The following is a 23,904-nucleotide window of genomic DNA, read 5'->3' as shown; positions in this document are numbered from 1 at the left end:
CATACCGTCCGGGGCGAAGTGGATGCTGGAACAAGTCCGGCATGACGGCAAGAGTGTAGGTCGGTCGGCGCTTACGCCAGGCCGAGCGCCTGCTTGTAGGTCTCGAGCAGCATTTCCGCCTCGTCGCGGTGATGCTTTTCCATCTTGCGCAGGCGCACGATGGTGCGGATCGTCTTGACGTCGAACCCGGTCGACTTGGCTTCGCCGTAGACATCCTTGATGTCGTCAGCGATGCCCTTTTTCTCTTCCTCGAGCCGCTCGATGCGCTCGATAAGAAGGCGTAGCTGGTCGGCGGCGATGGTCTCGCTCATGAAAAGTCCCCTGCAAACAGATCGTGGACCATCCGTCCCGAACAGGGGCCGGGCGGCGTCGAAGCGTATCGGGGGTGCCGCGCCATATCAGCGGGCACTTTGCGATACGCCGGGTCGACACGCTCGGTGGCGGTTCAGGGCGAATGGCGGTGGACGCGGGCCTTACCCATCCGCGCGCCCCGCGTCACCCCCCTAGCCCGCCACGGCTCATGCATTCTTGGCGACGCTGTCCTTCATCCGCTGCAATTGCTCAGGCGTCGCGTCGCCCTGGTGGTGCGTCTTCCACTCGGAATACGGCATGCCGTAGATCGTCTCGCGTGCCGCATCCTTGTCGAGCGTGCCGTGCGATGCTTCCTGCACCCAATCCGACAGGCAGTTGCGGCAGAAGCCGGCCAGACCCATCAGGTCGACGTTCTGGGCATCGTCGCGGTGGCGCAGATGCCGTACAAGCCGGCGGAACGCATCGGCCGCCACCGAATCGTCTAGGTCATTCAAATCGGTCATCGATGCGCTCCAAAGGTTGATCGTGCGGAGATAGGGGTTAGAGCGGCACGCGCAACGCCACTCCCCAGGGCAAGGACATTCCATGACAAAGGCCATCAGCCCCCGCGCGCGCAAAGTCCGCATTCTCGCGACGCTCGGTCCCGCAAGCAATTCTCCCGAAATGATCGCCACGCTGTTCGAGGCGGGCGCCGACGCCTTCCGCGTCAACATGAGCCACGGCGACCAGCAGTCGAAGGTCGCGGTGATCCAGGCGATCCGCGCGCTTGAGAAGACCTACAACCGGCCCTCGACGATCCTGGCGGATCTGCAGGGGCCGAAACTGCGCGTCGGCAAGTTCGAGGGCGGACGCGTCGAACTCGTCACCGGCAGCAGCTTCACGCTCGACCGCGATTCGACACCCGGCGACGCGACTCGCGTCGAGCTGCCCCACCGCGAGATCTTCGAGGCGATCGAGCCCGGCGCGCGCCTGCTGCTCGACGACGGCAAGCTCGTGCTGCGCGTGACCAGCCACACCGAGACGACGATCGTCACCGACGTCATCGTCGGCGGCGCGCTGTCGAACAACAAGGGGCTCAACGTCCCCGACGTCGTGCTGCCGATGGCCGCACTGACCGAGAAGGATCGCAGCGATCTCGCCTTCGCGGTCGACCAGGGCGTCGACTGGATCGCGCTCAGCTTCGTCCAGCGGCCCGAGGATCTGGCCGAGGCGCGCAAGCTGATCGGCGGCAAGACCGCGCTGCTTGCCAAGATCGAGAAGCCCTCGGCGATCGATCGGCTCGAGGAAATCGTCGAGGCATGTGACGGCGTGATGGTCGCGCGCGGCGATCTCGGCGTCGAACTGCCGCCGGAGAGCGTCCCGCCGCTTCAGAAGCGAATCATCGAAGTCTCGCGCCGGCTCGGCCGTCCGGTGGTGGTCGCGACGCAGATGCTCGAGTCGATGATTTCGTCGCCATCGCCGACTCGCGCCGAAGTGTCCGACGTCGCGACCGCGATCTATGACGGTGCGGATGCGATCATGCTGTCGGCGGAAAGCGCCGCGGGCGCATGGCCGACCGAATCGGTCGCGATGATGAATGCGATCGGCGAAGCGGTCGAAAAGGACCCCACGCATGGCGACCGGATCCACTTCACGCAGATCCATTCGGACCCGACCACGGCGGACGCCTTGTCGGAAGCCGCCAAGAACATCGCGCATACCGTCGATGCCGCGGCGATCATCTGCTTCACCGCCTCGGGTTCGACCGCGCGTCGTGTCGCACGCGAGCGGCCGGGCGTGCCGCTGATGGTGCTCACCCCCAACATCGAGACCGCACGGCGTGCGGGTCTGTTGTGGGGCGCCTATGCGGTCCACACCAAGGACGTCGATTCGTTCGAGGCGATGGTCGCCAAGGCCAAGCGGATGGCGCTGCGCCACCGGATCGCCAAGGCGGGGGACCGCCTGATCATCATCGCGGGCGTACCGTTCAAGACGCCGGGATCGACCAACGTGCTCCACGTGGTGCGGATCGTCGGCGACGAGCTGAAGGATTACGGCTGATTTTGGTAACCCCGGGCTTGTCCCGGGGTTCACCCTTGAGCGCGCTGATTCGCCGCGCTCGTGCTCCTGCGCAGGCAGGAGCCCAGAGTTGCGACGCGCCACGCCTGTAACCCTGGGCTCCTGCATGCGCAGGAGCACGACGTTTCAGATCAACTGAGAATTCCGTGGTTCACCAGATCGGCGCGTAGCGTCTCGGCATCGGTGAACAGCACAGCGGGCATACCGACGCTTTGCGCACCGGCGACATTGTCTTCGCGATCGTCGACGAACAATGCGTCCTCTGCCGCCAGTCCGAACCGATCGAGCGCGAGGCGGTAGATTGCGGCATCGGGCTTGGTCAGCAACTCGTCGCCCGACACCACGATATCGGCAAAGCGATCGAACAGCTCCGCCTCGCGATCGCGGAACGGCGGCCAGAACTCGGCGGAAAAGTTGGTGATCGCGTACAGCGGCACCCCCGCCGCCTCGATGTCGAGGACAAGCGCGTGCATCCCCGGAAGCATGCCCCCGAGTTGCTCGACGAACCTTGGACCCCATGCAGCGATCAGATGGGCATGATCCGGATGCGCGGCTGCAAGCTCCGCCGAGGTTTCGGCGAAGGGGCGGCCAGCGTCATGCTGGAAGTGCCAGTCCTTGGTCGCGACATCCCGCAGAAACGCATCGAGCGCCCGATCATCATCGATCAGGCGCTCATAGAGGAACCGCGGGTTCCAGTCGTACAGGACGTTGCCGACGTCGAAGACGACGGCACGCGTCCGGGCACGCATCGGGTGATTAACCCTGGCGCGCCTTGAAGCGACGGTTGGTCTTGTTGATGACGTACGTGCGCCCACGACGACGGATCACGCGGTTATCGCGATGACGACCCTTGAGCGACTTCAGGGAATTGCGGATCTTCATGATCGATTCGCTTTGCAAATTCTGGAATGTGGAAAAGAGGCGCTCGCATATGGGCCGCGGGAAGCTTAGTCAAGATCGGGTTGCCGCGGAACCCCAACCGGGCATCGAAGCGTTACCTCATCGCAACAAGTTCTCTTAAAGGCGCAAGCGCATGAAAATCGGTTTGGGATTGGCATTGGTGGCGGCCTCTTCGCTCACGGCGTGCGCAACGACGCCGCGGAGTGGCCCGGTGGAAGTGACCCGCTTCCATCTCGGCGCTCCGCTCGAGACGGGGACGATTGCGGTCGAGCCGATGCAGCGCGGGACGGTCGGGCGCTATGGCACCTATGGCTCCAACGTCGGCGTCGAACCATCGCCGCAGAACCCGCAGCAGCGGGTCCCGATCGAGACCGGGCTCGAGTTCCAGAATTACGCGAATGCGGTGCAGGACGAAGCGCTGCGGCATGGCTTCACGACCGCCAGCACGCCGATGTCGTCGCAATATCTCGCGGTCGTCGGCTATAGCCGGCAGTTCCGCGAGACCACGCCACAGAGCAGCGGCGTACAGGTCGGCCTTGGCGGCGGCGGCGGTGGTGGCGGGTATCGCGGCGGCGGGCTGGGGCTCGGCGGCGGGATCTCCTTCCCGATCGGACGACCCAAGTATCGCGCCATTGCGCTGACCGACATGCAGGTACAGATCCGCCGCCGCAGCGACCAGACGATCATCTGGGAAGGCCGCGCGCAGACCAGCGCGGACGAGCGGGCACGCGATGCACAGCCCGACGCGGTCGCGCGGAAATTGGCGGCGGCGCTGTTCCAGGGCTTCCCCGGGGAATCGGGGCGCACTATCACGGTGAAATGATCGCCCTCACCAACACCATCGCCATCAACGCCGCATTCGATAGCGGCAACATCCAGCTGGTCGGGATCGAAGCGGGGGGCAGCCATGCCGCCCGCATCGATCTCAACATCGAGCATGACCGCCAGTCGGATTTCTACCAGTGGTTCCACTTCCGCGCCTCGGGCGTGAAGGGCACAACCTGTACCTTCCGCATCCTCAATGCCGGCGGCTCGGCCTATCCGTTCGGCTGGCCGGGCTACAAGGTGCGCGTCAGCACCGACCGGATCCACTGGCGGATGATCCCGACGCGCTATGTCGACGGGGTGCTCGAATTCGAATGGACCGGGACCGGCGACCTTGCGTGGTTCGCTTATTTCCAGCCCTATACGATGGAGCGCCACGACGATCTGGTCGCGCGCATCGCGCTCGCGCCGGGGGTGACGCATCACGAACTCGGGCAGACGCTGGATGGGCGCGCGATCGACTGCCTTGCGATCGGCACGGGGGCGAAGCCGGTGTGGTTCTATGCGCGGCAGCATCCGGGTGAGAGCATGGCCGAATGGTTCATGGAGGGGCTACTCGAACGGCTGACCGACCCGGCTGCCCAGGGCGTGGCTGCGCTGCTGGAGCAGGCGACCTTCTACTGCGTGCCCAACATGAACCCCGACGGGTCGTTCCGCGGGCATCTGCGCACCAACGCGGCGGGGGTGAACCTCAACCGCGAGTGGCTCACCCCGACGGCGGAGAAGAGCCCCGAGGTGCTGTGCGTGCTGGCGGCGATGGACCGCACCGGCGTGGACTTCGCGATGGACGTGCACGGCGACGAGGCGATCCCGGCGAACTTCTTCGCCGGGTTCGAGGGGATCCCGTCGTGGACCGAGACGCAGGGTGCGAAATATACCGATTTCGGGAAGCGGCTCGAGGCGGTGACGCCCGATTTCCAGACCGCCAAGGGCTATGACAAGGCGGCACCGGGCCGCGCGAACCTGTCGATGTCGACCAACCAGGTGGCGGAGCGGTTTGGCGCCGTATCGATGACGCTCGAGATGCCGTTCAAGGATCATGATCCCAACCCCGACGCCGAATTCGGCTGGTCGGGCGAGCGGTCCAAGACATTGGCGCATGCGTGCCTCGACGTGCTGGCCGGGATGATCGACGAGATCTGAGCCACGCTCTCCCCGTTCGTTTTGAGCGACGTCGAGAAACAGCCCTCGCGCCCGCGGTCGATCAGCCCGTTGCCGGAAGCAAGGCGGCGGCGGTCGGCTGTTCGGGCGTTGCGAACGGACCATGAGCGACGGGCAGCAGCGTGCTGCGCGCATCATCCTTGAAATCGCGCACGATCAGTTCCTTGCCGAGCCTCAGCCGTGGACCCGGCGCGGCAGGGGAGGACTGAACGACTTTGTACAGCCCACCGACGGCAAGGTCCGAGGCTTGCGCCCCGGCGACGGCAAAGCTGTTGTAATAAGCGATCAGCGGAAGAATGCCGTCCGGATCCAGACGGTTGGCCCTGGCGATGAACCGCCTGGCCTCCTCAAGCCGAAGCGGACGCTCTCCGGCGGGCGCACGCCCGGCCAATCCGGCAAGCGCCGTGCCCTTCCACACGAGCGCGCGCGTATCGGTCGGGGCCTGCGCGATCACGCGGTCGGCGGCGGCGAGACATGGATCCGGATTGTCACTGCGGCATTCGGCTTCGGCCAGCAGCAACTGGTTTTCGATCAGGTCGGGAAATCGGGTCGCATTGCCGCGCAGCCGCGCGAGCCAGGCTGCACGCCGGGCAAGCGCCGTCGAACGGTCGCGGCCTTCCTCCTCAGGGACTTCGATCCGCGCGCCCAGTTCGAGCCGGCCCCGGATGAGCCCCGCCTCCGCGCGCGTCAGCCGGAGGACGGTCGGGGCCGGCGTGCGCGCGACCGGGAAGGTCATCCGCTCGGCCTGCACCGCGCGGCCCCGGTAGGCGTTGACGGCGCGCTGGAGCTCGACCGGACTGCCCAGGGCATCGGCGGCGGTTTTCAAGTCTGCACCCCCCGCCAGGGCGCTGAGGTACTTTTGCAACCGCGGCTTCCACGTGTCCGAGAAATACAGCAGGTGCACCAGCCGCCACGCCTGATAGGGCGTCCAGATGCGTCCCTTGCCTGAGAGATAGCGGCCATCCAGGATATTCCTCACCGGATAGTCGCCGTACTGCTTCATCACCTGGAAAAAGCCGGTCGGAAGCTGGCCATATTCGACGAAATCCTTGTCGGCGACCATCGTCGCGAACATCTCCCCGAACCCCTGCAGGAACCAGCGCGGGTAGGCCGCGGGGAAATAGGTCATCAGGTAATTCTGGGCAAAGCCTGCGTAGAGGCGCGAGTCGGCCGACTGGCAGAAGGCGATCTCGTTAACCGGAAGAAGGGCAACGATCCCGCCCCAGCTCTCCGATCCATCGGGATTGGATGTGGGCGCAAAGCTTACGCTCACCAACCCCGTATCGCCGTCGCTTTGACAATCCCGGCGCGACGGACGGCCGATGGACGGCTGAAGGACCAGGTTCGAGCCCGCTTGCGTCGCCGCGAGAACTGGCCCCTCCTCCCGGGGGTCGTAGTAAATGGTTTTGGAGAAAGGCGTCGGAAAGGGGCCATATTGCCAGCGCAGGTCGGTCAGCCGAAGCTGCTCGAACTCTGCGGCAGCCCCGATCATCGTCACCGCGATCTTGATCGTTTCGTCGGGCTTATCCACCCGCCCGGTCAGGGCCGACAGCAGGAAGTGCAGCTTCTCGAGGTTGTGCGCGGTATCCCGCAAAGCCTTCTCGTCGTCCTGGCTGAACACCACGACGTGCGGCGTTTCCGCCATGCGCCAGTTGCTCATCTCGACTTTGGTCTTGGGAATTCGGGTACCCGTGACCGTGATGGTCAGATCCCCATTCTTCACCGGCGCAGTCAGTTGCGCCTGCGCCGGGAGGCTAAAGATCATACCGACGATGACAAGCCACCACCGCATCCTGTGAAGCTCCACGTTCCGCAAAGGCCTTCAAGGCAACATTAAGCGCCCGATTGGGCCAAAAATCGAGTCCTTAATGGTATACCCTCGTTGCAGACTGGCTGATGGCGACATTCACTTGGAAGCGCAGCCTGTATAGTAGCTAGTTTTAGTTACCGTGTGGCACAGTTTGCGGCAGCAAGGCGGCCGCGGTTGGCTGTTCCGGCGTGGCGAACGGACCATAAGCGACGGGCAACAGCGTGCTGCGAGCATCATCCTTGAAATCGCGCCCGATCAGTTCTTGCCCGAGCTTCAGCCGTGGACCGGGCGCGGCGGGGGATGACTGAACGACCTTGTAGAGCCCGCCCACGGCAAGGTCCGACGCTTGCCCTCCGTCAGCGGCGAAGCTGTTGTAATAAGCGATAAGCGGAAGGATTCCCTCCGAATCCGCGCGGTTGGCTTTGGCGATCAAACCTCTGGCTTGCTCCAGCCGAGGCTGACGCTCGACGATGGGCGCGCGCCCAGCCAATGCGGCAAGCGCCGTGCCCTTCCAAACGAGCGCGCGCGTGTCCGTTGGTGCCTGTGCCATCACCCGATCGGCGGCGGCGAGACAGTCTTCGGGATTGCCGCTGCGACATTCGGCCTCGGCCAACAGCAACTGGTTTTCGATCAGGTCGGGGAAGCGGCTCGCATTGCCGCGAAGCCGGGTAATCCAGGCCGAGCGTCGGGCAAGCGCCGTCGAACGGTCGCGGCCCTCTTCGGCAGGCACATCGATCCGCGCGCCAAGCTCGAGCCGCCCCCGGATCAGACCCGCCTCCGCCCGCGTCAGACGGCGGACGGTCGGGGCCGGGGTGCGCGCGACCGGAAAGGTCATCCGCTCGGCCTGCACCGCGCGGCCCCGGTAGGCGTTGACGGCGCGCTGGAGCTCGGCCGGACTGCCCAACGCGCTTGCGGCGCTTTCCGGGTAGGCCCCGTTCGCCACGGCGTCGAGATAGGTCCGCAAACGCGGCTTCAACGTGTCCGAAAAATACAGGAGATGGACCAGCCGCCACGCGTGATAGGGGGTCCAGGCCCGCCCCTCGCCCGAGAGATAGCGGCCGCTCAGGATATCCGTTACCGGATAATCGCCGTAATGCTCCATGACTTTGAAAAAACCGGGTGGGAGCTGGCCGTATTCCACATAGTCGTCGCTAGCGACCATCGTGGCGAATATTTCCCCAAAGCCCTGCAGGAACCAGCGCGGGTATGCCGCGGGGGAATAGGTCATCAGGTAATTCTGCGCGAAGCCGGCGTAGAGCCGGGAATCGGCGGTCTGGCAGAAGGCAATCTCGTTCTTCGTAAGCTGAGGGGCGATGTCTGCTGTTGTTGGATCGAGGCTGGGGACACGACCGGGAACGGTGCTACCACCCGTGAAGCTGAATACGACGAATTGATCGGCGGGATAGCCGCCGTCATCGCGAAAGCAATTGCGGTTCGTTGGACGGCCGTCCGATGGCTGGAGAACGACATTTACCCCGATCCCGGTGGTTGCAAGCACCGACCCTTCTTCGCGCGGATCGTAATAGACTGTCTTTGCGAACGCCTGCGGAAACGGCCCATATTGCCAGCGGAGGTCGGTCAACCGAAGCTGCTCGAACGTCGCCACATCGCCAATCATCGTGACGGCGAGCTTGATCGTCTCGTCCGGCGCGTCCACCCGTCCGGTCAGCGCCGAGAGCAGGAAGTGGAGCTTTTCGAGATTGTGCGCGGTACGGCGCAAATCCTTCTCGTCGTTTCCGCTGAACACGACGACATGCGGCGTTTCCGCCATGCGCCAGTTGCTCATCTCGACCTTGGTCTTGGGGATACGGGTGCCCGTGACCGTGATGGACAGATCCCCATTCTTCACCGGCGCGGTCAGTTGCGCGTGGGCCGGGAGGGTGACGACCATGCCGACGACGAAAAGCCACCACCGCATCATTTGAAGCCCTCCCATCAGCCAAAGCCTTCGGGTCGACATCAAGCGCGCGATCGCGCCCGAAATCGAGTCATTTCGACGCAAAGGTCGTCGCTCCAGACCCACCGAAGGCGACGTTTGCACACACCGAAACCGTCCGCACCCCCAACCCCGAGGTTGATCGCGCCCGCCCCAGACGATACCCCGGCGCGCAACTGGGTCCCCGGCCGTCCGTCGGGGAAGGAGACCATCGCACATGCCAACGCTCGTCCTGATCCGCCACGGCCAGTCCAGCTGGAACCTCGAGAATCGTTTCACCGGCTGGTGGGACGTCGACGTCACCGAAAAGGGAATCGAGGAAGCCCGCGCGGCAGGGCGATTGATGGCGGAGAAGGGGCTCGATTTCGACCAGTGCTTCACCTCGCTCCAGACCCGCGCGATCAAGACGCTCAATCTGGCTCTTGAGGAAATGCACCGGCTGTGGCTGCCGGTGGAGAAGGACTGGCGGCTCAACGAGCGGCATTATGGCGGGCTGACCGGGCTCAACAAGGCGGAGACCGCGGAGAAGCACGGCGAGGCGCAGGTGCATATCTGGCGGCGCAGCTTCGACGTGCCGCCGCCGCCGATGGAGGCAGGCAGCGCCTATGACATGACGCAGGACCGGCGCTACGCGGGGATCGAAATCCCCGCGACCGAAAGCCTCAAGGATACGATCGCGCGTGTGCTGCCGTATTGGGAGTCGCGGATCGTGCCGGCGTTGAAGGACGGGCAGCGCGTGCTGATCTCTGCGCACGGCAATTCGCTGCGCGCTTTGGTCAAGCATCTGTCGAATATTCCCGACGACGAGATCACCACGCTCGAGATCCCGACCGGCCAGCCGATCGTCTATGAGCTCGACGATGCGCTGAACGCGACCGACCGCTATTATCTGAACGAACGCTAAGGCGGGAGCCGTCACCCTGGCACGAGGCTGGGTGACGGCGGTACGCGATACTCGGTACGCTTTACTGTGGAACACATTCTGTCGTCCGGGCACGAAGCCCAAATCCACCAGCAGCATTACGCCAACGCTACTATTACCCGCCGATGGTGGATGCCCGGGGGGGAGGCAGCCGTCACGACGTGTTACGCGGAATGTATTCGGTACAAACTCGCCAACGACGCGGCAGAGCCTCGTGCCGTCAATACGCGCCATACACTCCCAACGGGTGAGAGGACCGGCGATACATTCGACCGGAGGCTTTGACGGACGCCGCTACTAAACACGTATCGGCTGAGTAATGGCGTAACTCGCGTGACCGCGAGTGGTTCCCTCGCGCTATCCGCTGACGGACGATACGGACGGTTGCTCTTCGCGCAGGCCGCCGCTACCTCCGGGCGATGGAACCCTCGGTCGGCATCATCATGGGCAGCACCTCCGATTGGGAGACGATGCACCACGCGGCGGATCTCCTTGAGGAACTGGGCATTTCGCACGAGGCCAAGGTCGTCTCGGCACATCGTACCCCCAAGCGGCTGTACGATTATGCCGACAGTGCGGCAGGCCGCGGGATCAAGATCATCATTGCGGGCGCAGGCGGTGCGGCGCATCTTCCGGGCATGGCGGCGGCGCTGACGCATCTGCCGGTGCTCGGCGTGCCGGTCGAGAGCAAGGCGCTCAAGGGCGTCGACAGCCTCTACTCGATCGTCCAGATGCCCGCGGGAATCCCTGTGGGCACGCTCGCGATCGGCAAGGCGGGCGCAAAGAACGCGGCATTGCTCGCGGCGGCGATCCTGGCGCTGTCGGACGCGGATTTGAGCGTTCGATTGCAGGCGTGGCGCGCGGCGCAGACCGATGGCGTGGCGACCGACCCTGCATGAAGCACGACGGGCAGCCCCTCACTCCTTCCCTCCCGGAAAGGGAGGGGTTGGGGGTGGGTCGGCCTAGGGCAGGCGTCCGGCCGAACAACGGACCCACCCACCCCCGGCCCCTCTCTTCCAGGGCGGGGAGACCCGCTACTATGCCCCCCCCTCACCCGACGGACCCACGCGCATGACCCCCCTCCCCCCCGGATCGACCATCGGCATCCTCGGCGGCGGGCAGCTCGGGCGGATGCTCGCGGTGGCCGCGGCGCAACTCGGCTATCACGTCCGCATCCTCGCGCCCGACGAGGAAGCGGTCGCCGCACAGACCGCGTCGAGCTTTACCCGCGCGGATTATCACAGCCGGATCGTGCTCGATGAATTCGCTGCCGCGGCGGATGTCGTGACCTATGAATTCGAGAATATCGCGCTCGATCCGGTGCGCTATCTTGCGGCGAAGGTGCCGGTCCACCCCGCGCCCGCCGCGCTTGGCATCGCGCAGGATCGTGCCGCGGAAAAGGCGTTCGTCGGCGAAATCGGCGGCCGCACTGCGCCCTGGGCCAAGGTCGAGACGCTCGCCGAGCTGGAAGCCGCGGTCGCGGAGATCGGTTGCCCCGCGATCCTCAAGACGCTGCGCATGGGCTATGACGGCAAGGGGCAGGTGCGGATCGCCAGCCCCGATGCGGTTGCCGACGCGTGGGACGCGATCGGCGGACGGCCCGCGGTGCTCGAAGGGTTCGTGACGTTCAGCCACGAATTCTCGATCCTGCTGGTGCGCCGCGCCGACGGGCAGATGGTCAGCTATCCGCCGCCGTGGAACGAGCATGTCGACGGCATCCTCGCGCGCTCGACATTGCCTGCGCCACCAGAGATCGCTTCGCAATGGGGCGAGGCGGCGGCGCTGGCGGGGCGGATCGCGGACCGGCTCGACTATGTCGGCGTGCTCGCGTGCGAGTTCTTCGCCTCACCCGATGGCCCGGTATTCAACGAAATGGCGCCGCGCGTGCACAATTCGGGACATTGGACGATCGAGGGCGCGGTGTGTTCGCAGTTCGAGAACCACATCCGCGCGATCTGCGGGCTGCCGCTGGGGGATACCGCGCTGACTGCGCCGAGCGTGGCGATGGAGAATCTGATCGGGCATGACGCCGATCGCTGGGCGGAAATCCTCGCCGAGCCGGGGGCGCATCTGCACCTGTACGGCAAGGAAACGCGGCCCGGGCGCAAGATGGGGCATGTGACCCGGCTGGGGCGGTAAACTTTTTCTCCCTCTCCCCGCAAGCGGGGAGAGGGAGAAGAAGAAACGGCCCGCGCTCCCGAAGGAGCGCAGGCCGTCATTCGTACCGAAAAACGAAAGGCGTTACGCCTGGCGCGTGCCCGTCATCGGGAAGCTGCCGAACGCACCTGCGCCGACCGAACCCGTCAGCGTGTCGCCTTCGGCGGTCGCGCTGCAGTCGAGGCTCATCGGCATCGGGACGGTGATCGACATCGTCCACTTGATCGTGTCGCCCTCGACCGTGCCGTCCTTGATGTCGACCGCGCCCATCGCGCCGACCTGGCTTCCGGTCCAGCTGTTGCCGTCGGTCTTGACGGTCAGCACTGCCTTCTGGTCGCCCAGCGGCGACTTGACGATCGTATCCCAGCTTCCATCGACAGCAGCCATCGTATCTCTCCTGAATCAGCTCAACGCACGTCCGCTACGGACGCCGCGGGGACCACCTCGACCGGTAGCCCGATGCTGTCAAGCTGGCCGCGGACCTTGCTGGCATCGCCCACCACGACCCAGATGAACTTCGACGGGTCGAGCGCCTTGCGTGCCGCAGCGTCAAGTTCGGCTGCGGTCATCGCGCGATATTTTTGCGGGAGGGTCGCGAAATAGTCGTCCGGGCGGCGATAGAGCTCGTTCGACTGCATTGCCCCCAGCACCGCGCCCGAGGTCTCGAAATTGCCGGGGAGCGAACGGACGGAGTCGGTGATCGTCCGGTCGAACTCGGCCGGGGTGATCCCCTTGGTGGTGAGGAACGCCTTGATGTCGCCCTGCAGCGCCTTGATCGAATCCCCGGTGCGGTCCGCCTGGACGGGGGCCGACAGGACATACGGTGTTTGATACTCCGCACGCCGGAAGCCGCCGTTGACGCCGTAGGACCAGTGCTTGTCCTCGCGCAGATCCATGTTGATCCGCGACGTGAAGTCGCCGCCGAGCGTATCGTTCGCGGTGGTGACACCCAGCAGATCATCCGTCCCGACCAGCGCGGTCGGGGCCGCACCGACGATCAGCGACTGCGGCGAATCCGGACGATCGATCAGGACGATCCGCGGCGTTGCAGGCGCGGCGGCGACGGTGAAGTCCTTGGTCCCGCGCGTACCCGTCGGCGTCCAGTCGCCGAAGCGTGCGTCGAGCGCAGCCTTGATCTCGGCGAGCGGTCGATCGCTGACGACGAAGATCTTCGCCGTATCGGGGCGGATCCAGCGGTGCTGGAACGCGATCAGGTCGTCGCGGCCAAGCGTTGCCACGGCCTTTGCGTCGCCACTGCCGATCGCCTTGGCATAAGGCGAGGCGGCACCGTAGATCAGCTTTGGATAGACCCGCGCCGCGAGCCCTTGCGGGCTCGTCAGTTCCGCCGCGATCCGCGACAGTTGCTGGTTCTTGAGACGTGCGACTTCGGCGGGATCGAACTTCGGGTTGCGGACGATGTCGGCGAACAGCTCGGTCGAAGCGGCAAGGTTCGCGCTCGGCGTGAACATCGAGAGGAAGGTGCGATCCGCGCTCGACCCGGCGGAAACGTTCGCGCCCAGCCGCTCCTTCGCCTCGGCCAGCGCGATCGAGTCGCGCGTGGTCGTGCCTTCGCTCATCATCGCGAGCGTCAGTTGCTGCGTGCCGAGCTTGCCCGGCACGTCCGCCGCGACGCCCGCATCGAAGCTCATCACCGCCTGGGTGATCGGCACCGCGTTGCGATAGGCATAGATCAGCTCGATCCCGTTGCGCAGCTTGGCGCGCTCGATCTTCGGGTAGACCAGCTCGCCGAGCGTGCCGACCGCGGGCAGGCCGCCGCGCGTGCCCTTGACCACCGGTTCGGGCGCGGTGACGACCTTGGCGGGCGGTGTCGATTCGACATAGGCATCGCGCGCACCGGGAACGACCGTGAGGCCGTACACCGGACGCGACAGCCACTTGGCGGTTGCCGCCTTGACCTTGGCGGGCGTTTCCGCGGCGAGCGTGGCGAGTTGTTTCTTGTAAAACCCAGGATCGTCCGAATAGAGCGCGCCCTGCGCGAGCGCGACCGCCTTGCCGCCGAAGCCGCCGGTCGATTCAAGCCCGGCAATCGTGCGCGCGGCGTCGCGCGTCGCGACCCGCTGCACCTCGTCCGCGGTCGGCCCTTTGGCGATGAACTCGGCGATGATCTCGTCGAGCCGCTTGGCGACCAGCGCGGGATCGACACCGGGGCGGACGTCCGCGCTGATCGTGAACATGCCGACCTGCGAGAAGGACTCATTGCTCGCCGACACCGAGACCGCGAGCTTTTCCTTGCGGACCAGCGCATTGTCGAGCCGGCTGCTCGACAAGCCGCCGAGCGCCCCCGCCGCGACATCGAGCGCGACCGAGTCGGTGTCGTTCAACCCCGGCACCGCCCACATCCGGTGGATCCGCGTGTTGGCGACGCGGTCCTTCATCGTCTCGAACTTGGCGACCGGGAGCGACGGCACGGGTGCGGCGGGCGCATCACTCTGCGGGCCCCGCGGGATCGCACCGAAATATTTCGTGACGAGCGTCTTGGCTTTCGCCGCATCCACATCGCCCGACAGCACCAGCACCGCATTGTTGGGGCCATAATGCCCGCGGAACCAATTCTTGACGTCCTCGACGCTGGCGGAGTCGAGATCGGCCATCGAGCCGATCGTCGAATGGCCATAGGGGTGCGACGCGGGGAACAGCGTCTCGACCTGCTTGTACTCGACCAGACCGTAGGGCTGATTGTCGCCCTGCCGTTTCTCGTTCTGGACGACGCCGCGCTGCTCATCGACCACTGCGGGGGTCAGCGCGCCGAGCAGATAGCCCATGCGGTCGCTCTCCAGAAACAGCGTGCGCTCGAGCGCGGCGGCGGGGACGGTCTCGAAATAGTTGGTGCGATCAAAATAGGTCGTGCCGTTGAGGTCGGTCGCGCCGATCGCCTTGGTGTAATCGAAATAATCGCCCGGCGCATTTTCACTGCCGTTGAACATGAGATGTTCGAACAGATGCGCGAAGCCGGTCTTGCCCTTTGGCTCGAACTTGGAGCCGACATTGTACCACACACTGACCGCCACGACCGGCGCCTTGCGGTCGGTGTTGACGATGACGCGCAGGCCGTTGGGGAGGCGGAACTCGCTGTAGGGAATGTCGACCTGGCGGACGAGATCCGCGACCGGGGCGGGCTTGGGAAGAGTGGTCTGCGCGAAAGCGGGCGTGGCGAACGTCGCCAGCGCAACGCCGGAGAGCGCGATAAGCTTGACGGTCATGCTGATGTGTTCCCCGGAATAAACGGTCTGGGCAGACCACTGTGCTATCCGGGTATAGCAATGGGGTTTGGCGTTGCAATCGGCCTTGCGCAGGGTCGGCATCGGCGATGCCTGATCGCCGAACGGATCAGTCCAGCGCGAAGCGGCCGATTGCAGGCATGTCATTCCGCACCTCGGCCGAGGCGTCCTTCGAGTCGACCAGCGATACGGCCACCTTGGGAAACAAGATCCGCGCCGGATTGCCGACTGCGGTCGCGCCCTAGCGCCGCGACACCATACTGTCGGCATAAACGTTGAACTATGTCGACGGCTTATGGCCGATACACCCGCTCCACGTTGCGCCGCAGATCCTCGCGCCAGAACAACACCGGTTTCAGCCGATGCGCCGCGAACAACGGCGCCTGGTCCGCATAATGCGGTGACTCCGGTCGTGTCGTCGCAGCACCGAACGGCTGGATCGAGCGCGATTCTACCCGACCCGCCTTGTCCCACGTCATCAGCATGATGAAGCTGTCGCCATGATTGACGACGAGCCGGCCATCGGGGGCTTCGGTCCACGTCGACGCCGCGCGCAGCACGTCGGGCGCGCCGTCGAGCGGTAGGTCGACTTTGCCATGCCGCAGCCGCAACACTGTGCCGAGCGGGGGATCGAGCGTGCCAAAATGCGTCTGGAGATACGCCGCCGCCTTCGCCAGCGCATCGCGCGGATCGAGTTCGGGGCGGCGCTGGTAATGCCATTTCTGCCCGGTCCGCAGCAGGATCGCGGCGAGCGCCTGCCCGCCGTGATGGCCGTCAAAATTCCAGTTCCAGCCGCGTAGCACGTCCAGTGCGGCGCGCAGTTGCGGATCGCCGCGCGGGTCGATCGCGGCGATGTCGCGATACCACCGCGCTGCCCAGCTGTAGTGGCTGATCCCGGTGTCGAACTTGATCCTGAGCAGGTCCGCTTCGCCAATCCGCGGGGTCTGACCCATCAGTTCGAGCGCGCGGGTGCCGCGGTTGGTGGTGTCGGTTTCGATCCCGAGCAGCGGGCTGTAATCCTGCGGGCGCAGTTCCGACCCCTGCCCCGCCGCCTGATACGGCGTGTTGTTAGCGTTGATGAGGAATCCCGACGCGGGGTTCACGTTGCGCGGCACCTGCGCGAATGGCACCGTCCCCGGCATCAGCGCGCGCGACGTGTCGCCGGGCAGCAGATGCTGGTAATCATAGCCTGGCCGCCGGTTGGGGAAGCTCGCGTTATAGACATAGGCGATGGTCCCGCGCGCATCGCCGTAGAGGAAGTTGGTCGCTGGAACCCCCTGGATCGCGAGCGCCTGCTGCCATTCGCCGAAATTGCGCGCGCGCGTCAGGCGATAATATTCCTCGATCATGCGGAGCTGGTCCGCGCCCGCATAGCGGATCGCAAAGGCACCGCTCTTGTTAACGATCACCGGCCCCTGCACGGCCCGGTACACCATCTTGGGGATCGGCAGCACGAACGGCCCGACCCGCACGCCGAGCCATACGCGTTGCGCCTCCAGCGGCCGCCACGCGCCGTCGAAGCGATAGCGGGTATGGTCGGCATCGGTGACGAGTTTGTAGACATCGGTCAGGTCGGGGCGGTTGACCGTGTTGGTCCAGCCGAGATGCTCGTTATGCCCCATCACCGGGAACGGCACGCCGGGGAAGGTCGCGCCCGAGAAGTGCCAGCCGGTCCCTGATTGGACCGACAGCTCGTACCAGGCGACTGGCCCCTTCCACGGCTGGTGCGCATTAGAGAGCACGCGCGTTGCGCCGTCGGTCGATCGCCCGGGCGCAACGACGAACGCGTTCGAGCCGTTGGGCATCCGCTCGCCGGTTGCGGGCAGCGTGGCAGGATCGGGCGCGTCGGGGGTAGCCCCGGCGCTTTCGCGCGGAAGCGGCCGGTCGCCTGACAATGCGCCCAGCACGGCATCCAGCCCGAAGAAGAAGGGCGTGCGCAGGACGAAGCCGGTCGCGATGTCCTCGCCGTTTACCGGGAACAGCCGCGCCAGTCGCACCTCCCCCGGATGCCGTCGCGCAAAGGCGTTGAGCCCGGTCGCATAGGCATCGAGCAAGGCGCGGACATCGGCGGGTTGCTTGCGATAATCGCGATGTGCCGTCGCCCGCGCGCCGAGCAGCGCGAGCGTGTAATCGACCTTCGCCCCGTCCGCCCCGGTCATCGCGCCGAGCCGCCCGCGCGCCATCGCCACGGCTTCCTGCAGCGTCGCGAAATCGTCCTCGGCATGCGCATAGGCGACGCCATACGCGACGTCCGGGTCGGTCTTGCCGAAGATGTGCGGTACACCGAACCGGTCGCGTGCGATGACGCTGTCATAGCGGTGTGCGGTTGGAGGCGTGCCGCTGGTCGCCGCGATCGGTTCCCACAGTGCAAGGCCAGCGGCAGTGACGACCAGCAGCCCGGCGAGCCCAAGCCCGAGTGTTCGCAGCATCCATTCCCCCTGTGGCTCTGGTCTTGGCCAGCTCCAACGCTATCTTGGCCTACGGGGCGGATTTGTCACGCAATCCGTAGTCTCACGACTTGTGTTGTATATTTGCAACACCATATCGGCGCGAAAGCAACTGTGAGGGTGGTGAATGAACATCGAGAAATTTACCGATCGCGCCAAGGGTTTCCTGCAATCGGCCCAGACCGTCGCGATCCGCATGAGCCATCAGCGGATCGCGCCCGAGCATATCCTGAAAGCGCTGCTCGAGGACGAGCAGGGCATGGCGTCCGGGCTGATCAGCGCGGCGGGCGGCGATGCGAAGCGCGCGGCGAGCGAGACCGATCTGCTGCTGGCGAAGATCCCGGCGGTATCGGGCAGCGGCGCGCAACAAACGCCGGGGCTCGACAATGACGCGGTGCGCGCGCTCGATCAGGCCGAGCAGATCGCGACCAAATCGGGCGACAGCTTCGTCACGGTCGAGCGGCTGCTCGTCGCGCTCGCTTTGTCGCTCAATACGGCAGCGGGCAAGGCGCTCAAGACCGCGGGCGTCGCGCCCGAGGCGCTCAACGCCGCGATCGAAAAGGTGCGCAACGGCCGCGTCGCAGACAGTGCGGGCGCAGAGGACAAGTTCGACGCCTTGAAGAAGTTCGCGCGCGACCTGACGCAGGCGGCGCGCGACGGCAAGCTCGACCCCGTCATCGGCCGCGACGAGGAGATCCGCCGCACGATCCAGATCCTTGCGCGCCGCACCAAGAACAACCCTGTGCTGATCGGCGAACCCGGCGTCGGCAAGACCGCGATCGCCGAGGGGCTCGCGTTGCGCATCGCCAATGGCGATGTCCCGGACACGCTCAAGGACCGCAAGCTGATGTCGCTCGACATGGGCTCGCTGATCGCGGGTGCCAAATATCGCGGCGAGTTCGAGGAGCGGTTGAAAGGCGTGCTCGACGAGGTGAAGGCCGCCGAGGGCGACATCGTCCTGTTCATCGACGAGATGCACCAGCTGATCGGCGCGGGCAAATCCGAGGGCGCGATGGATGCGGGAAACCTGCTGAAACCGGCGCTCGCGCGCGGCGAGTTGCACTGCGTCGGCGCGACCACACTCGATGAATATCGCAAATATGTCGAGAAGGACGCAGCGCTCCAGCGCCGCTTTCAGCCGGTGTTCGTGGGGGAGCCGACCGTCCCCGACACGATCTCGATCCTGCGCGGACTGAAGGAGAAGTACGAGCTCCACCACGGCGTGCGGATCACCGATGCGGCAATCGTCGCGGCGGCGACCTTGTCCAACCGCTACATCACCGACCGCTTCCTCCCCGACAAGGCGATCGACCTGATGGACGAGGCCGCGTCGCGCATCCGCATGGAGGTCGAGAGCAAGCCCGAGGAAATCGAGATCCTCGACCGGCGGATCATCCAGCTCAAGATCGAGCGCGAGGCGTTGAAGCGCGAGAGCGACGAAGCCTCGCGCGACCGGTTGGTCAAGCTCGACGGCGAACTCGCCAATCTCGAGCAGCAGTCGAGCGAGCTGACGACGCGCTGGCAGGGCGAGAAGGACAAGATCTCCGCCGAGGCGAAGCTCAAAGAGCAGATCGACGCCGCGCGGCTCGAACTCGAGCAGGCGCAGCGTGCGGGTGATCTGGCGAAGGCGGGCGAGCTGTCCTACGGGCGCATCCCCGACCTCCAGCGCCAGTTGGATGCCGCGGCGGGCGCGACCAAGGGCGCGATGCTGCGCGAGGAAGTGACGGGCGAGGACATCGCAGGCGTCGTCGCGCGCTGGACCGGGATTCCGGTCGAGCGGATGCTCGAGGGCGAGCGCGACAAGCTGCTCGCAATGGAAGCGACGATCGGCAAGCGCGTGATCGGCCAGCAGAACGCGATCCGCGCCGTCTCGACCGCGGTCCGGCGCGCGCGTGCGGGCCTACAGGATCCCAACCGGCCGCTGGGGTCGTTCCTGTTCCTCGGGCCGACGGGCGTGGGCAAGACCGAGCTGACCAAGGCGCTCGCGGAATTCCTGTTCGACGATCCAACCGCAATGGTCCGCATCGACATGAGCGAGTTCATGGAAAAGCACGCGGTCGCCCGGCTGATCGGCGCGCCTCCGGGCTATGTCGGCTATGAGGAAGGCGGCGTGCTGACCGAGGCGGTGCGGCGGCGGCCGTATCAGGTCGTGCTGTTCGACGAGGTCGAGAAGGCGCATGGCGACGTCTTCAACATCCTGTTGCAAGTGCTCGACGACGGGCGGCTGACCGACGGCCAGGGCCGCACGGTCGACTTTACCAACACGATCATCGTGCTGACCTCCAACCTCGGCAGCCAGGTGCTGACGACGTTGGGCGAAGGCGAGGACGTTGCTTCGGTCGAGCCGCAGGTGATGGAGATCGTGCGCGGGCATTTCCGGCCCGAGTTCCTCAACCGGCTCGACGAGATCGTGCTGTTCCACCGGCTCGGCCAGGCGGAGATGGCGCCGATCGTCGACATCCAGGTCAAGCGGATCGCGACGCTGCTCGGCGAACGCAAGGTGACGCTCGACCTGACCGATGCGGCGCGGCTGTGGCTCGGGCGGGTCGGTTATGATCCGGTGTACGGCGCGCGACCGTTGAAGCGCGCGGTGCAGCGCTATCTCCAGGATCCGCTCGCCGACCTGATCCTGCGCGGGAGCGTCAAGGATGGCGCGACGGTGCGGGTCGATGAGGGCGACGGGAAGCTGGAGCTGGTGGTGGAGTGATTGGCTCCCCCGCCTGAGGGGGCGGATTGGTGTCGACGGTGTCTCTACCTCATACCGACCCACCCCCGGCCCCTCCCTTCCAGGGAGGGGAGGAGGCTGCGGCACCCATTCGGCTTAGTCCGCCAATACCGTGAGGGTGCGAGCCAGTGCTGGCAGACCAGCGTAACGGGCTCCCCTTCCTGGAAGGGAGGGGTTGGGGGTGGGTTGGCCCGTTGTCGAACGCTGCGCCAGCCTCATACTCCCCCACCCCTCCCACGCAGGGGAGGCACACACAAAAAGGGGGCGGTTCCTGCGCAGGAACCGCCCCCTTTTCGATACCCCAGCCTTACAGCTTGAACTTCGCCCCTGCCAGGAAGCGACGGCCGTAGATGCCCTCGCCGGTCTGGACCGGGTTGTAGAGATACGCACCATAGGTGACCGGATCGATCGGCGGCAGGCGATCGAACAGGTTGATCGCATTGACGTAGAAGGTCAGCCCGTCGGTGACCCGCACGCTCGTGTTGAGATCGAACGTGATGTAGCTCTTCACGCGGCAACCGGTGTACGCCGGCGACGGTGCCAGGCCGCAATCGCGGTAGCCCGTGCCCTGGTCCTCGGCCGACAGATCGTAGCCCGAGACGTAATTGACCGTCCCCGTCAGCGACATCGGCCCCTTCTGGAAGGTGTTCTGCCAGTTGCCGCGCCAGCGGTAGGTGCCCGAGCCGGCGGTCAGGTTGAAGTTGCCGAGCGTGTCGACATACGTCTCCTTGTGGCCGTCCGGGAAGCTCGTGCTGAGTTCGAGCTGCAACGTCGCGTCGAGGTTGCTGGTCCACGTCACGCCGGCGATGTTGACCCGGCTGTTGATGCCGAAGTCGATGCCCGACGACTGGATCGTGTTCGCATTGACCAGTGCCGAGGCGACATACAGCACCCGCGGCGTCGCATTGGGGAAGGCAGCGTCGGGGGCGTCCGGGGTGATCGCGAAGCCGTTGGGGATCGCCGCGCCCGAATAATAAGCGTTGAGCGCGTCGCCCGACGTCAGCGAGGTGATCGCGTTGGTCTTCTTGATGTTGAAGTAATCGACCGTGAACGCGACGTTGCGGATCGGTTCGAACACCACACCACCGGTAAAGCTGCGCGACCGCTCAGGCTTGAGGTTGGGCGAAGCGAGCGTCGTCGCGCCGTAGCTTCCCGAGCGGAGATAGGTCGGGCAAGCGGTGCTGAACGTTGCGACCGAGCAGCCATATTGCGCAAGATACGTATCGTTGAACAGGCCGGCGGAATTGGTGACATAGCCCGTCGTTGGCAACGCATTGGCTTCGGCGAAGCTCGGGATGCGATAGCCGCGCGACCAGGTGCCGCGGATCGTCAGTTCCTTGATCGGCGAGAACTTCGCGCCGACCTTGGGCGAGAACGCGCCCTGCCCGGTCGAATAATGATCGTAGCGGCCCGACGCATTGACAGACAGCTGGTCGATGATCGGCGCGTTCAATTCGCCGAACGCCGAAGTGACGGTACGGTGCCCACTGGTGCCGAAGGCGTTGATCGTGAAGTAACGCTGCGTCGCGCCATTAATGTCCGAATTCGCGCTCGGCGAGTCGATCCCTTCATAATAGACCGATGCGCCCGCACCGAGCTGAAGCGGGCCGCCCGGCAGCTGGAACAGCGATTTGCTGACGGTCGCCTGTGCCTGGTACAGATCCGAGCTCGAGTCCGTGATGTTCTCAGGCGTCAGATAGTTCATCGTCGCCGCACTGGTCGCCGACGGGTTGACGAAATTGTACGAACCGTCCGCGATCACATCGAGCAGATGCTGGATGTAGACATAGCCGTTCTGCTGGCGACGCAGATCGGTGTGCATCGCGGTCAAGTCGACGCGATAATCCCAATCGCCCAGGAACGTACCGTTGATCCCGGCGGCCGCACGATAGACGCGGTAGCGGGTTTCGTCGCGCGTGACCGAATTGGGCAACGTGCCGACGATCTGCGCGGTCTGGCCTGCTGCGGCATACGGGTTGTTGGGGTTGAGCGTCCCGTTGGTCGCGTTGCAGTTCGCGCGCGCGGCGCAGACATAGACCGGGAGCGTCAACGCCCCCGAACCGGGCGCGTAGGACGCGGCATTCGACCGCGTCGAATACGGCTGGAAGTAGATGCCCGCCGGGGCGTTCGCGTAGATCCCCGAGGGATCGCCGGTGTAGCTGCTGCGCGTCTGGAGGAAGTTGAACTGCGCATAGGCTTCCGAACTGTCACCGATCTTCGCGGTGAACTTGGCGGTGCCGCCGAACCGCTCGATCGTGGGAGCAACGACGCCGTAGCGGTTGACCGAATCCTGCGAGCATACGACCGACGGGACGACGCCGCCTGCGGTGTTGGTGGTCGGTTGGCCGTTGACGCACCCGCCGTTGAGCAGCGAATATTGCGTGCCGCCGGTCGGCCGCGCGTAGATGTTGGCACCCGCATTGGTCGCGCCGAAATTGTCGCCGCTGAGGATGTTGTTGGGTCCGCCGATCCCGCTCTGATCCGACGAATTGTACGGCGCGGGCAGATCGTTGTTGGTGACCCCGCCCGAGCGATAATAGAAGCCGCTGATATAGGCGTTATAGCCCTTCTCATCCAAGCTGCCGGTACCCGCGGTCAGCGTCAGACGCTGGCTCGGTGCGATGCCGCCCTCCGAGATGCCGGCTTCGGCGCGACCCGAAACGCCCTGGATGCTGCGCTTGGTGATGATGTTGACCACGCCACCGATCGCGTCTGCGCCGTAGCTCGACGATGCGCCGTCCTTGAGGACTTCGATCCGGTCGACGACGTCGTCGGGAATGGTGTTGAGATCGACGAAGTTGCGCGTCGCGTCATCGGCGAGCGGGTAATAGGCCGCGCGCAGGCCGTCGATCAGGACGAGGGTCGAGCTGCTCGACAGGCCGCGCAGCGACACCGCCGAGGCACCACCCGCGAACGCGCCGTTCGCGCTGAACGAGTTGGTCAGTGCCGCGCCGTTGTTCGACGAAAGCCGCTGGATGCCTTCCTGCACCGTCGGAATACCGCGGCGGTCGAGCGATTCGGTCGACAGCGTCGTCACCGGCGACGGGGTGACGGTCGCGCGGAACAGCGAGCCGGTGACGACGATGTCCTGGCCTTGTTCGGCGGTCTGCGGGACGGGGGCGGCAGCGGGCGCATCGACAGGAGCTGCCGGAGCGATCTGGTCTTGTGCGAATGCGGGCAGTGCGACGAGCGAGAGGGCTGCCGACGTCGTCAGGAGCCAAGGCTTCGAGATGAGGGAGGAATTCCGGGGCACGACTGGTTCCTTACAAAACGCGCACCCGAAACGGGGTGCCGGAGTTGGGTGATGATGAGCAAACCAGCGGACGTCTCCGCTTGATGGCGCCAAAGATCACGTGCCGACCGTGTCTGTAAAGCGCGACGCAGCAACGCCGTGTTGGATTTGAGAAACGCC

17 protein-coding genes are annotated in these 23,904 nt (G+C 65.4%); 7 read left to right on the top strand and 10 right to left on the bottom strand.

The genetic code is table 11. The annotated features are described in order from the left end of the window. Window positions 1-71: 71 nt before the first annotated feature. Window positions 72-311, bottom strand: a complete 240-nt coding sequence (locus tag ABIC17_RS03615; RefSeq protein WP_010160912.1) for a DUF2312 domain-containing protein — start codon at window positions 309-311, stop codon at window positions 72-74. A gap of 207 nt (window positions 312-518) precedes the next feature. Beyond that, window positions 519-815: a DUF1244 domain-containing protein gene (locus ABIC17_RS03610; protein ID WP_354279266.1), complete on the bottom strand. Its 297-nt coding sequence runs from the start codon at window positions 813-815 to the stop codon at window positions 519-521. 82 nt (window positions 816-897) lie between these two features. On the opposite strand from ABIC17_RS03610, the gene pyk reads away from it, so the two are divergent. After that, window positions 898-2,352, top strand: coding sequence for a pyruvate kinase (gene pyk, locus ABIC17_RS03605; protein WP_354279265.1), 1,455 nt, complete (start codon window positions 898-900; stop codon window positions 2,350-2,352). Window positions 2,353-2,501: 149 nt separating this feature from the next. On the opposite strand, the gene ABIC17_RS03600 is transcribed toward pyk, so the two are convergent. Together ABIC17_RS03600 and ykgO are read right to left on the bottom strand one after the other, a co-directional pair. After that, a complete protein-coding gene (locus tag ABIC17_RS03600; protein WP_354279264.1) occupies window positions 2,502-3,119 on the bottom strand; it encodes an HAD family hydrolase in 618 nt (205 codons plus the stop codon). Window positions 3,120-3,126: 7 nt separating this feature from the next. Continuing rightward, window positions 3,127-3,252, bottom strand: a complete 126-nt coding sequence (gene ykgO / locus ABIC17_RS03595) for a type B 50S ribosomal protein L36 (RefSeq protein WP_004210176.1) — start codon at window positions 3,250-3,252, stop codon at window positions 3,127-3,129. Between the two features lie 151 nt (window positions 3,253-3,403). Between ykgO and ABIC17_RS03590 the strand changes: the two genes are divergently transcribed. Then, entirely contained in the window at window positions 3,404-4,093 is a 690-nt protein-coding gene (locus ABIC17_RS03590; RefSeq protein ID WP_354279263.1) for a DUF4136 domain-containing protein, read from the top strand. Further along, window positions 4,090-5,238, top strand: coding sequence for a M14 family metallopeptidase (locus ABIC17_RS03585; RefSeq protein ID WP_354279262.1), 1,149 nt, complete (start codon window positions 4,090-4,092; stop codon window positions 5,236-5,238). The genes ABIC17_RS03590 and ABIC17_RS03585 overlap by 4 nt, the downstream gene beginning before the upstream one ends. A gap of 61 nt (window positions 5,239-5,299) precedes the next feature. On the opposite strand, the gene ABIC17_RS03580 is transcribed toward ABIC17_RS03585, so the two are convergent. Then, complete coding sequence (locus ABIC17_RS03580; protein ID WP_354279261.1) at window positions 5,300-7,021, bottom strand: tetratricopeptide repeat protein; 1,722 nt, start codon at window positions 7,019-7,021, stop codon at window positions 5,300-5,302. A 175-nt stretch (window positions 7,022-7,196) separates the two neighbouring features. Further along, window positions 7,197-8,987 carry a tetratricopeptide repeat protein gene (locus ABIC17_RS03575; RefSeq protein WP_354279260.1) on the bottom strand — a complete coding sequence of 597 codons (1,791 nt, stop codon included), beginning with the start codon at window positions 8,985-8,987 and terminating at the stop codon, window positions 7,197-7,199. 232 nt (window positions 8,988-9,219) lie between these two features. Between ABIC17_RS03575 and gpmA the strand changes: the two genes are divergently transcribed. The 3 genes from gpmA (at window position 9,220) to ABIC17_RS03560 (ending at window position 12,063) form a co-directional block, all read left to right on the top strand. Further along, window positions 9,220-9,906, top strand: a complete 687-nt coding sequence (gene gpmA, locus ABIC17_RS03570) for a 2,3-diphosphoglycerate-dependent phosphoglycerate mutase (protein ID WP_354279259.1) — start codon at window positions 9,220-9,222, stop codon at window positions 9,904-9,906. Between the two features lie 437 nt (window positions 9,907-10,343). Continuing rightward, a complete protein-coding gene (purE, locus tag ABIC17_RS03565) occupies window positions 10,344-10,823 on the top strand; it encodes a 5-(carboxyamino)imidazole ribonucleotide mutase (protein ID WP_354279258.1) in 480 nt (159 codons plus the stop codon). Window positions 10,824-10,995: 172 nt separating this feature from the next. After that, window positions 10,996-12,063 carry a 5-(carboxyamino)imidazole ribonucleotide synthase gene (locus ABIC17_RS03560; RefSeq protein ID WP_354279257.1) on the top strand — a complete coding sequence of 356 codons (1,068 nt, stop codon included), beginning with the start codon at window positions 10,996-10,998 and terminating at the stop codon, window positions 12,061-12,063. 102 nt (window positions 12,064-12,165) lie between these two features. Here ABIC17_RS03560 and ABIC17_RS03555 read toward each other — a convergent pair whose 3' ends face one another. The 3 genes from ABIC17_RS03555 to ABIC17_RS03545 all read right to left on the bottom strand — a co-directional run bounded on the left by ABIC17_RS03555 (window position 12,166) and on the right by ABIC17_RS03545 (window position 17,749). Then, window positions 12,166-12,468 (bottom strand): hypothetical protein, encoded by a 303-nt coding sequence (locus ABIC17_RS03555; RefSeq protein WP_354279256.1) that lies wholly within the window; start codon window positions 12,466-12,468, stop codon window positions 12,166-12,168. Between the two features lie 20 nt (window positions 12,469-12,488). After that, window positions 12,489-15,302, bottom strand: a complete 2,814-nt coding sequence (locus tag ABIC17_RS03550; RefSeq protein WP_354279255.1) for a M16 family metallopeptidase — start codon at window positions 15,300-15,302, stop codon at window positions 12,489-12,491. Window positions 15,303-15,613: 311 nt separating this feature from the next. Beyond that, a complete protein-coding gene (locus ABIC17_RS03545; RefSeq protein WP_354279254.1) occupies window positions 15,614-17,749 on the bottom strand; it encodes a penicillin acylase family protein in 2,136 nt (711 codons plus the stop codon). 145 nt (window positions 17,750-17,894) lie between these two features. On the opposite strand from ABIC17_RS03545, the gene clpB reads away from it, so the two are divergent. Further along, the gene (gene clpB / locus ABIC17_RS03540; protein ID WP_354279253.1) at window positions 17,895-20,474 is read left to right on the top strand and encodes an ATP-dependent chaperone ClpB; all 2,580 of its coding nucleotides are present in this window, start codon (window positions 17,895-17,897) and stop codon (window positions 20,472-20,474) included. Window positions 20,475-20,799: 325 nt separating this feature from the next. On the opposite strand, the gene ABIC17_RS03535 is transcribed toward clpB, so the two are convergent. Next, on the bottom strand, window positions 20,800-23,745 hold the full coding sequence (locus tag ABIC17_RS03535; protein WP_354279252.1) for a TonB-dependent receptor domain-containing protein: 2,946 nt from the start codon (window positions 23,743-23,745) through the stop codon (window positions 20,800-20,802). Between the last annotated feature and the right edge of the window lie 159 nt (window positions 23,746-23,904).

The organism is Sphingomonas sp. PvP056 (assembly GCF_040549155.1).
Lineage (GTDB): Bacteria > Pseudomonadota > Alphaproteobacteria > Sphingomonadales > Sphingomonadaceae > Sphingomonas.
The sequence above is the reverse complement of the archived record's forward strand: the minus strand, read 5'-3'. Positions and strand labels throughout refer to the sequence as shown.

What these genes read in the sequence shown, in the direction of transcription:
- ABIC17_RS03615 (WP_010160912.1), bottom strand. Translation starts at nt 311, where the DNA reads ATGAGCGAGACCATCGCCGCCGACCAGCTACGCCTTCTTATCGAGCGC.
- ABIC17_RS03610 (WP_354279266.1), bottom strand. Translation starts at nt 815, where the DNA reads ATGACCGATTTGAATGACCTAGACGATTCGGTGGCGGCCGATGCGTTC.
- pyk (WP_354279265.1), top strand. Translation starts at nt 898, where the DNA reads ATGACAAAGGCCATCAGCCCCCGCGCGCGCAAAGTCCGCATTCTCGCG.
- ABIC17_RS03600 (WP_354279264.1), bottom strand. Translation starts at nt 3,119, where the DNA reads ATGCGTGCCCGGACGCGTGCCGTCGTCTTCGACGTCGGCAACGTCCTG.
- ykgO (WP_004210176.1), bottom strand. Translation starts at nt 3,252, where the DNA reads ATGAAGATCCGCAATTCCCTGAAGTCGCTCAAGGGTCGTCATCGCGAT.
- ABIC17_RS03590 (WP_354279263.1), top strand. Translation starts at nt 3,404, where the DNA reads ATGAAAATCGGTTTGGGATTGGCATTGGTGGCGGCCTCTTCGCTCACG.
- ABIC17_RS03585 (WP_354279262.1), top strand. Translation starts at nt 4,090, where the DNA reads ATGATCGCCCTCACCAACACCATCGCCATCAACGCCGCATTCGATAGC.
- ABIC17_RS03580 (WP_354279261.1), bottom strand. Translation starts at nt 7,021, where the DNA reads ATGATCTTTAGCCTCCCGGCGCAGGCGCAACTGACTGCGCCGGTGAAG.
- ABIC17_RS03575 (WP_354279260.1), bottom strand. Translation starts at nt 8,987, where the DNA reads ATGATGCGGTGGTGGCTTTTCGTCGTCGGCATGGTCGTCACCCTCCCG.
- gpmA (WP_354279259.1), top strand. Translation starts at nt 9,220, where the DNA reads ATGCCAACGCTCGTCCTGATCCGCCACGGCCAGTCCAGCTGGAACCTC.
- purE (WP_354279258.1), top strand. Translation starts at nt 10,344, where the DNA reads ATGGAACCCTCGGTCGGCATCATCATGGGCAGCACCTCCGATTGGGAG.
- ABIC17_RS03560 (WP_354279257.1), top strand. Translation starts at nt 10,996, where the DNA reads ATGACCCCCCTCCCCCCCGGATCGACCATCGGCATCCTCGGCGGCGGG.
- ABIC17_RS03555 (WP_354279256.1), bottom strand. Translation starts at nt 12,468, where the DNA reads ATGGCTGCTGTCGATGGAAGCTGGGATACGATCGTCAAGTCGCCGCTG.
- ABIC17_RS03550 (WP_354279255.1), bottom strand. Translation starts at nt 15,302, where the DNA reads ATGACCGTCAAGCTTATCGCGCTCTCCGGCGTTGCGCTGGCGACGTTC.
- ABIC17_RS03545 (WP_354279254.1), bottom strand. Translation starts at nt 17,749, where the DNA reads ATGCTGCGAACACTCGGGCTTGGGCTCGCCGGGCTGCTGGTCGTCACT.
- clpB (WP_354279253.1), top strand. Translation starts at nt 17,895, where the DNA reads ATGAACATCGAGAAATTTACCGATCGCGCCAAGGGTTTCCTGCAATCG.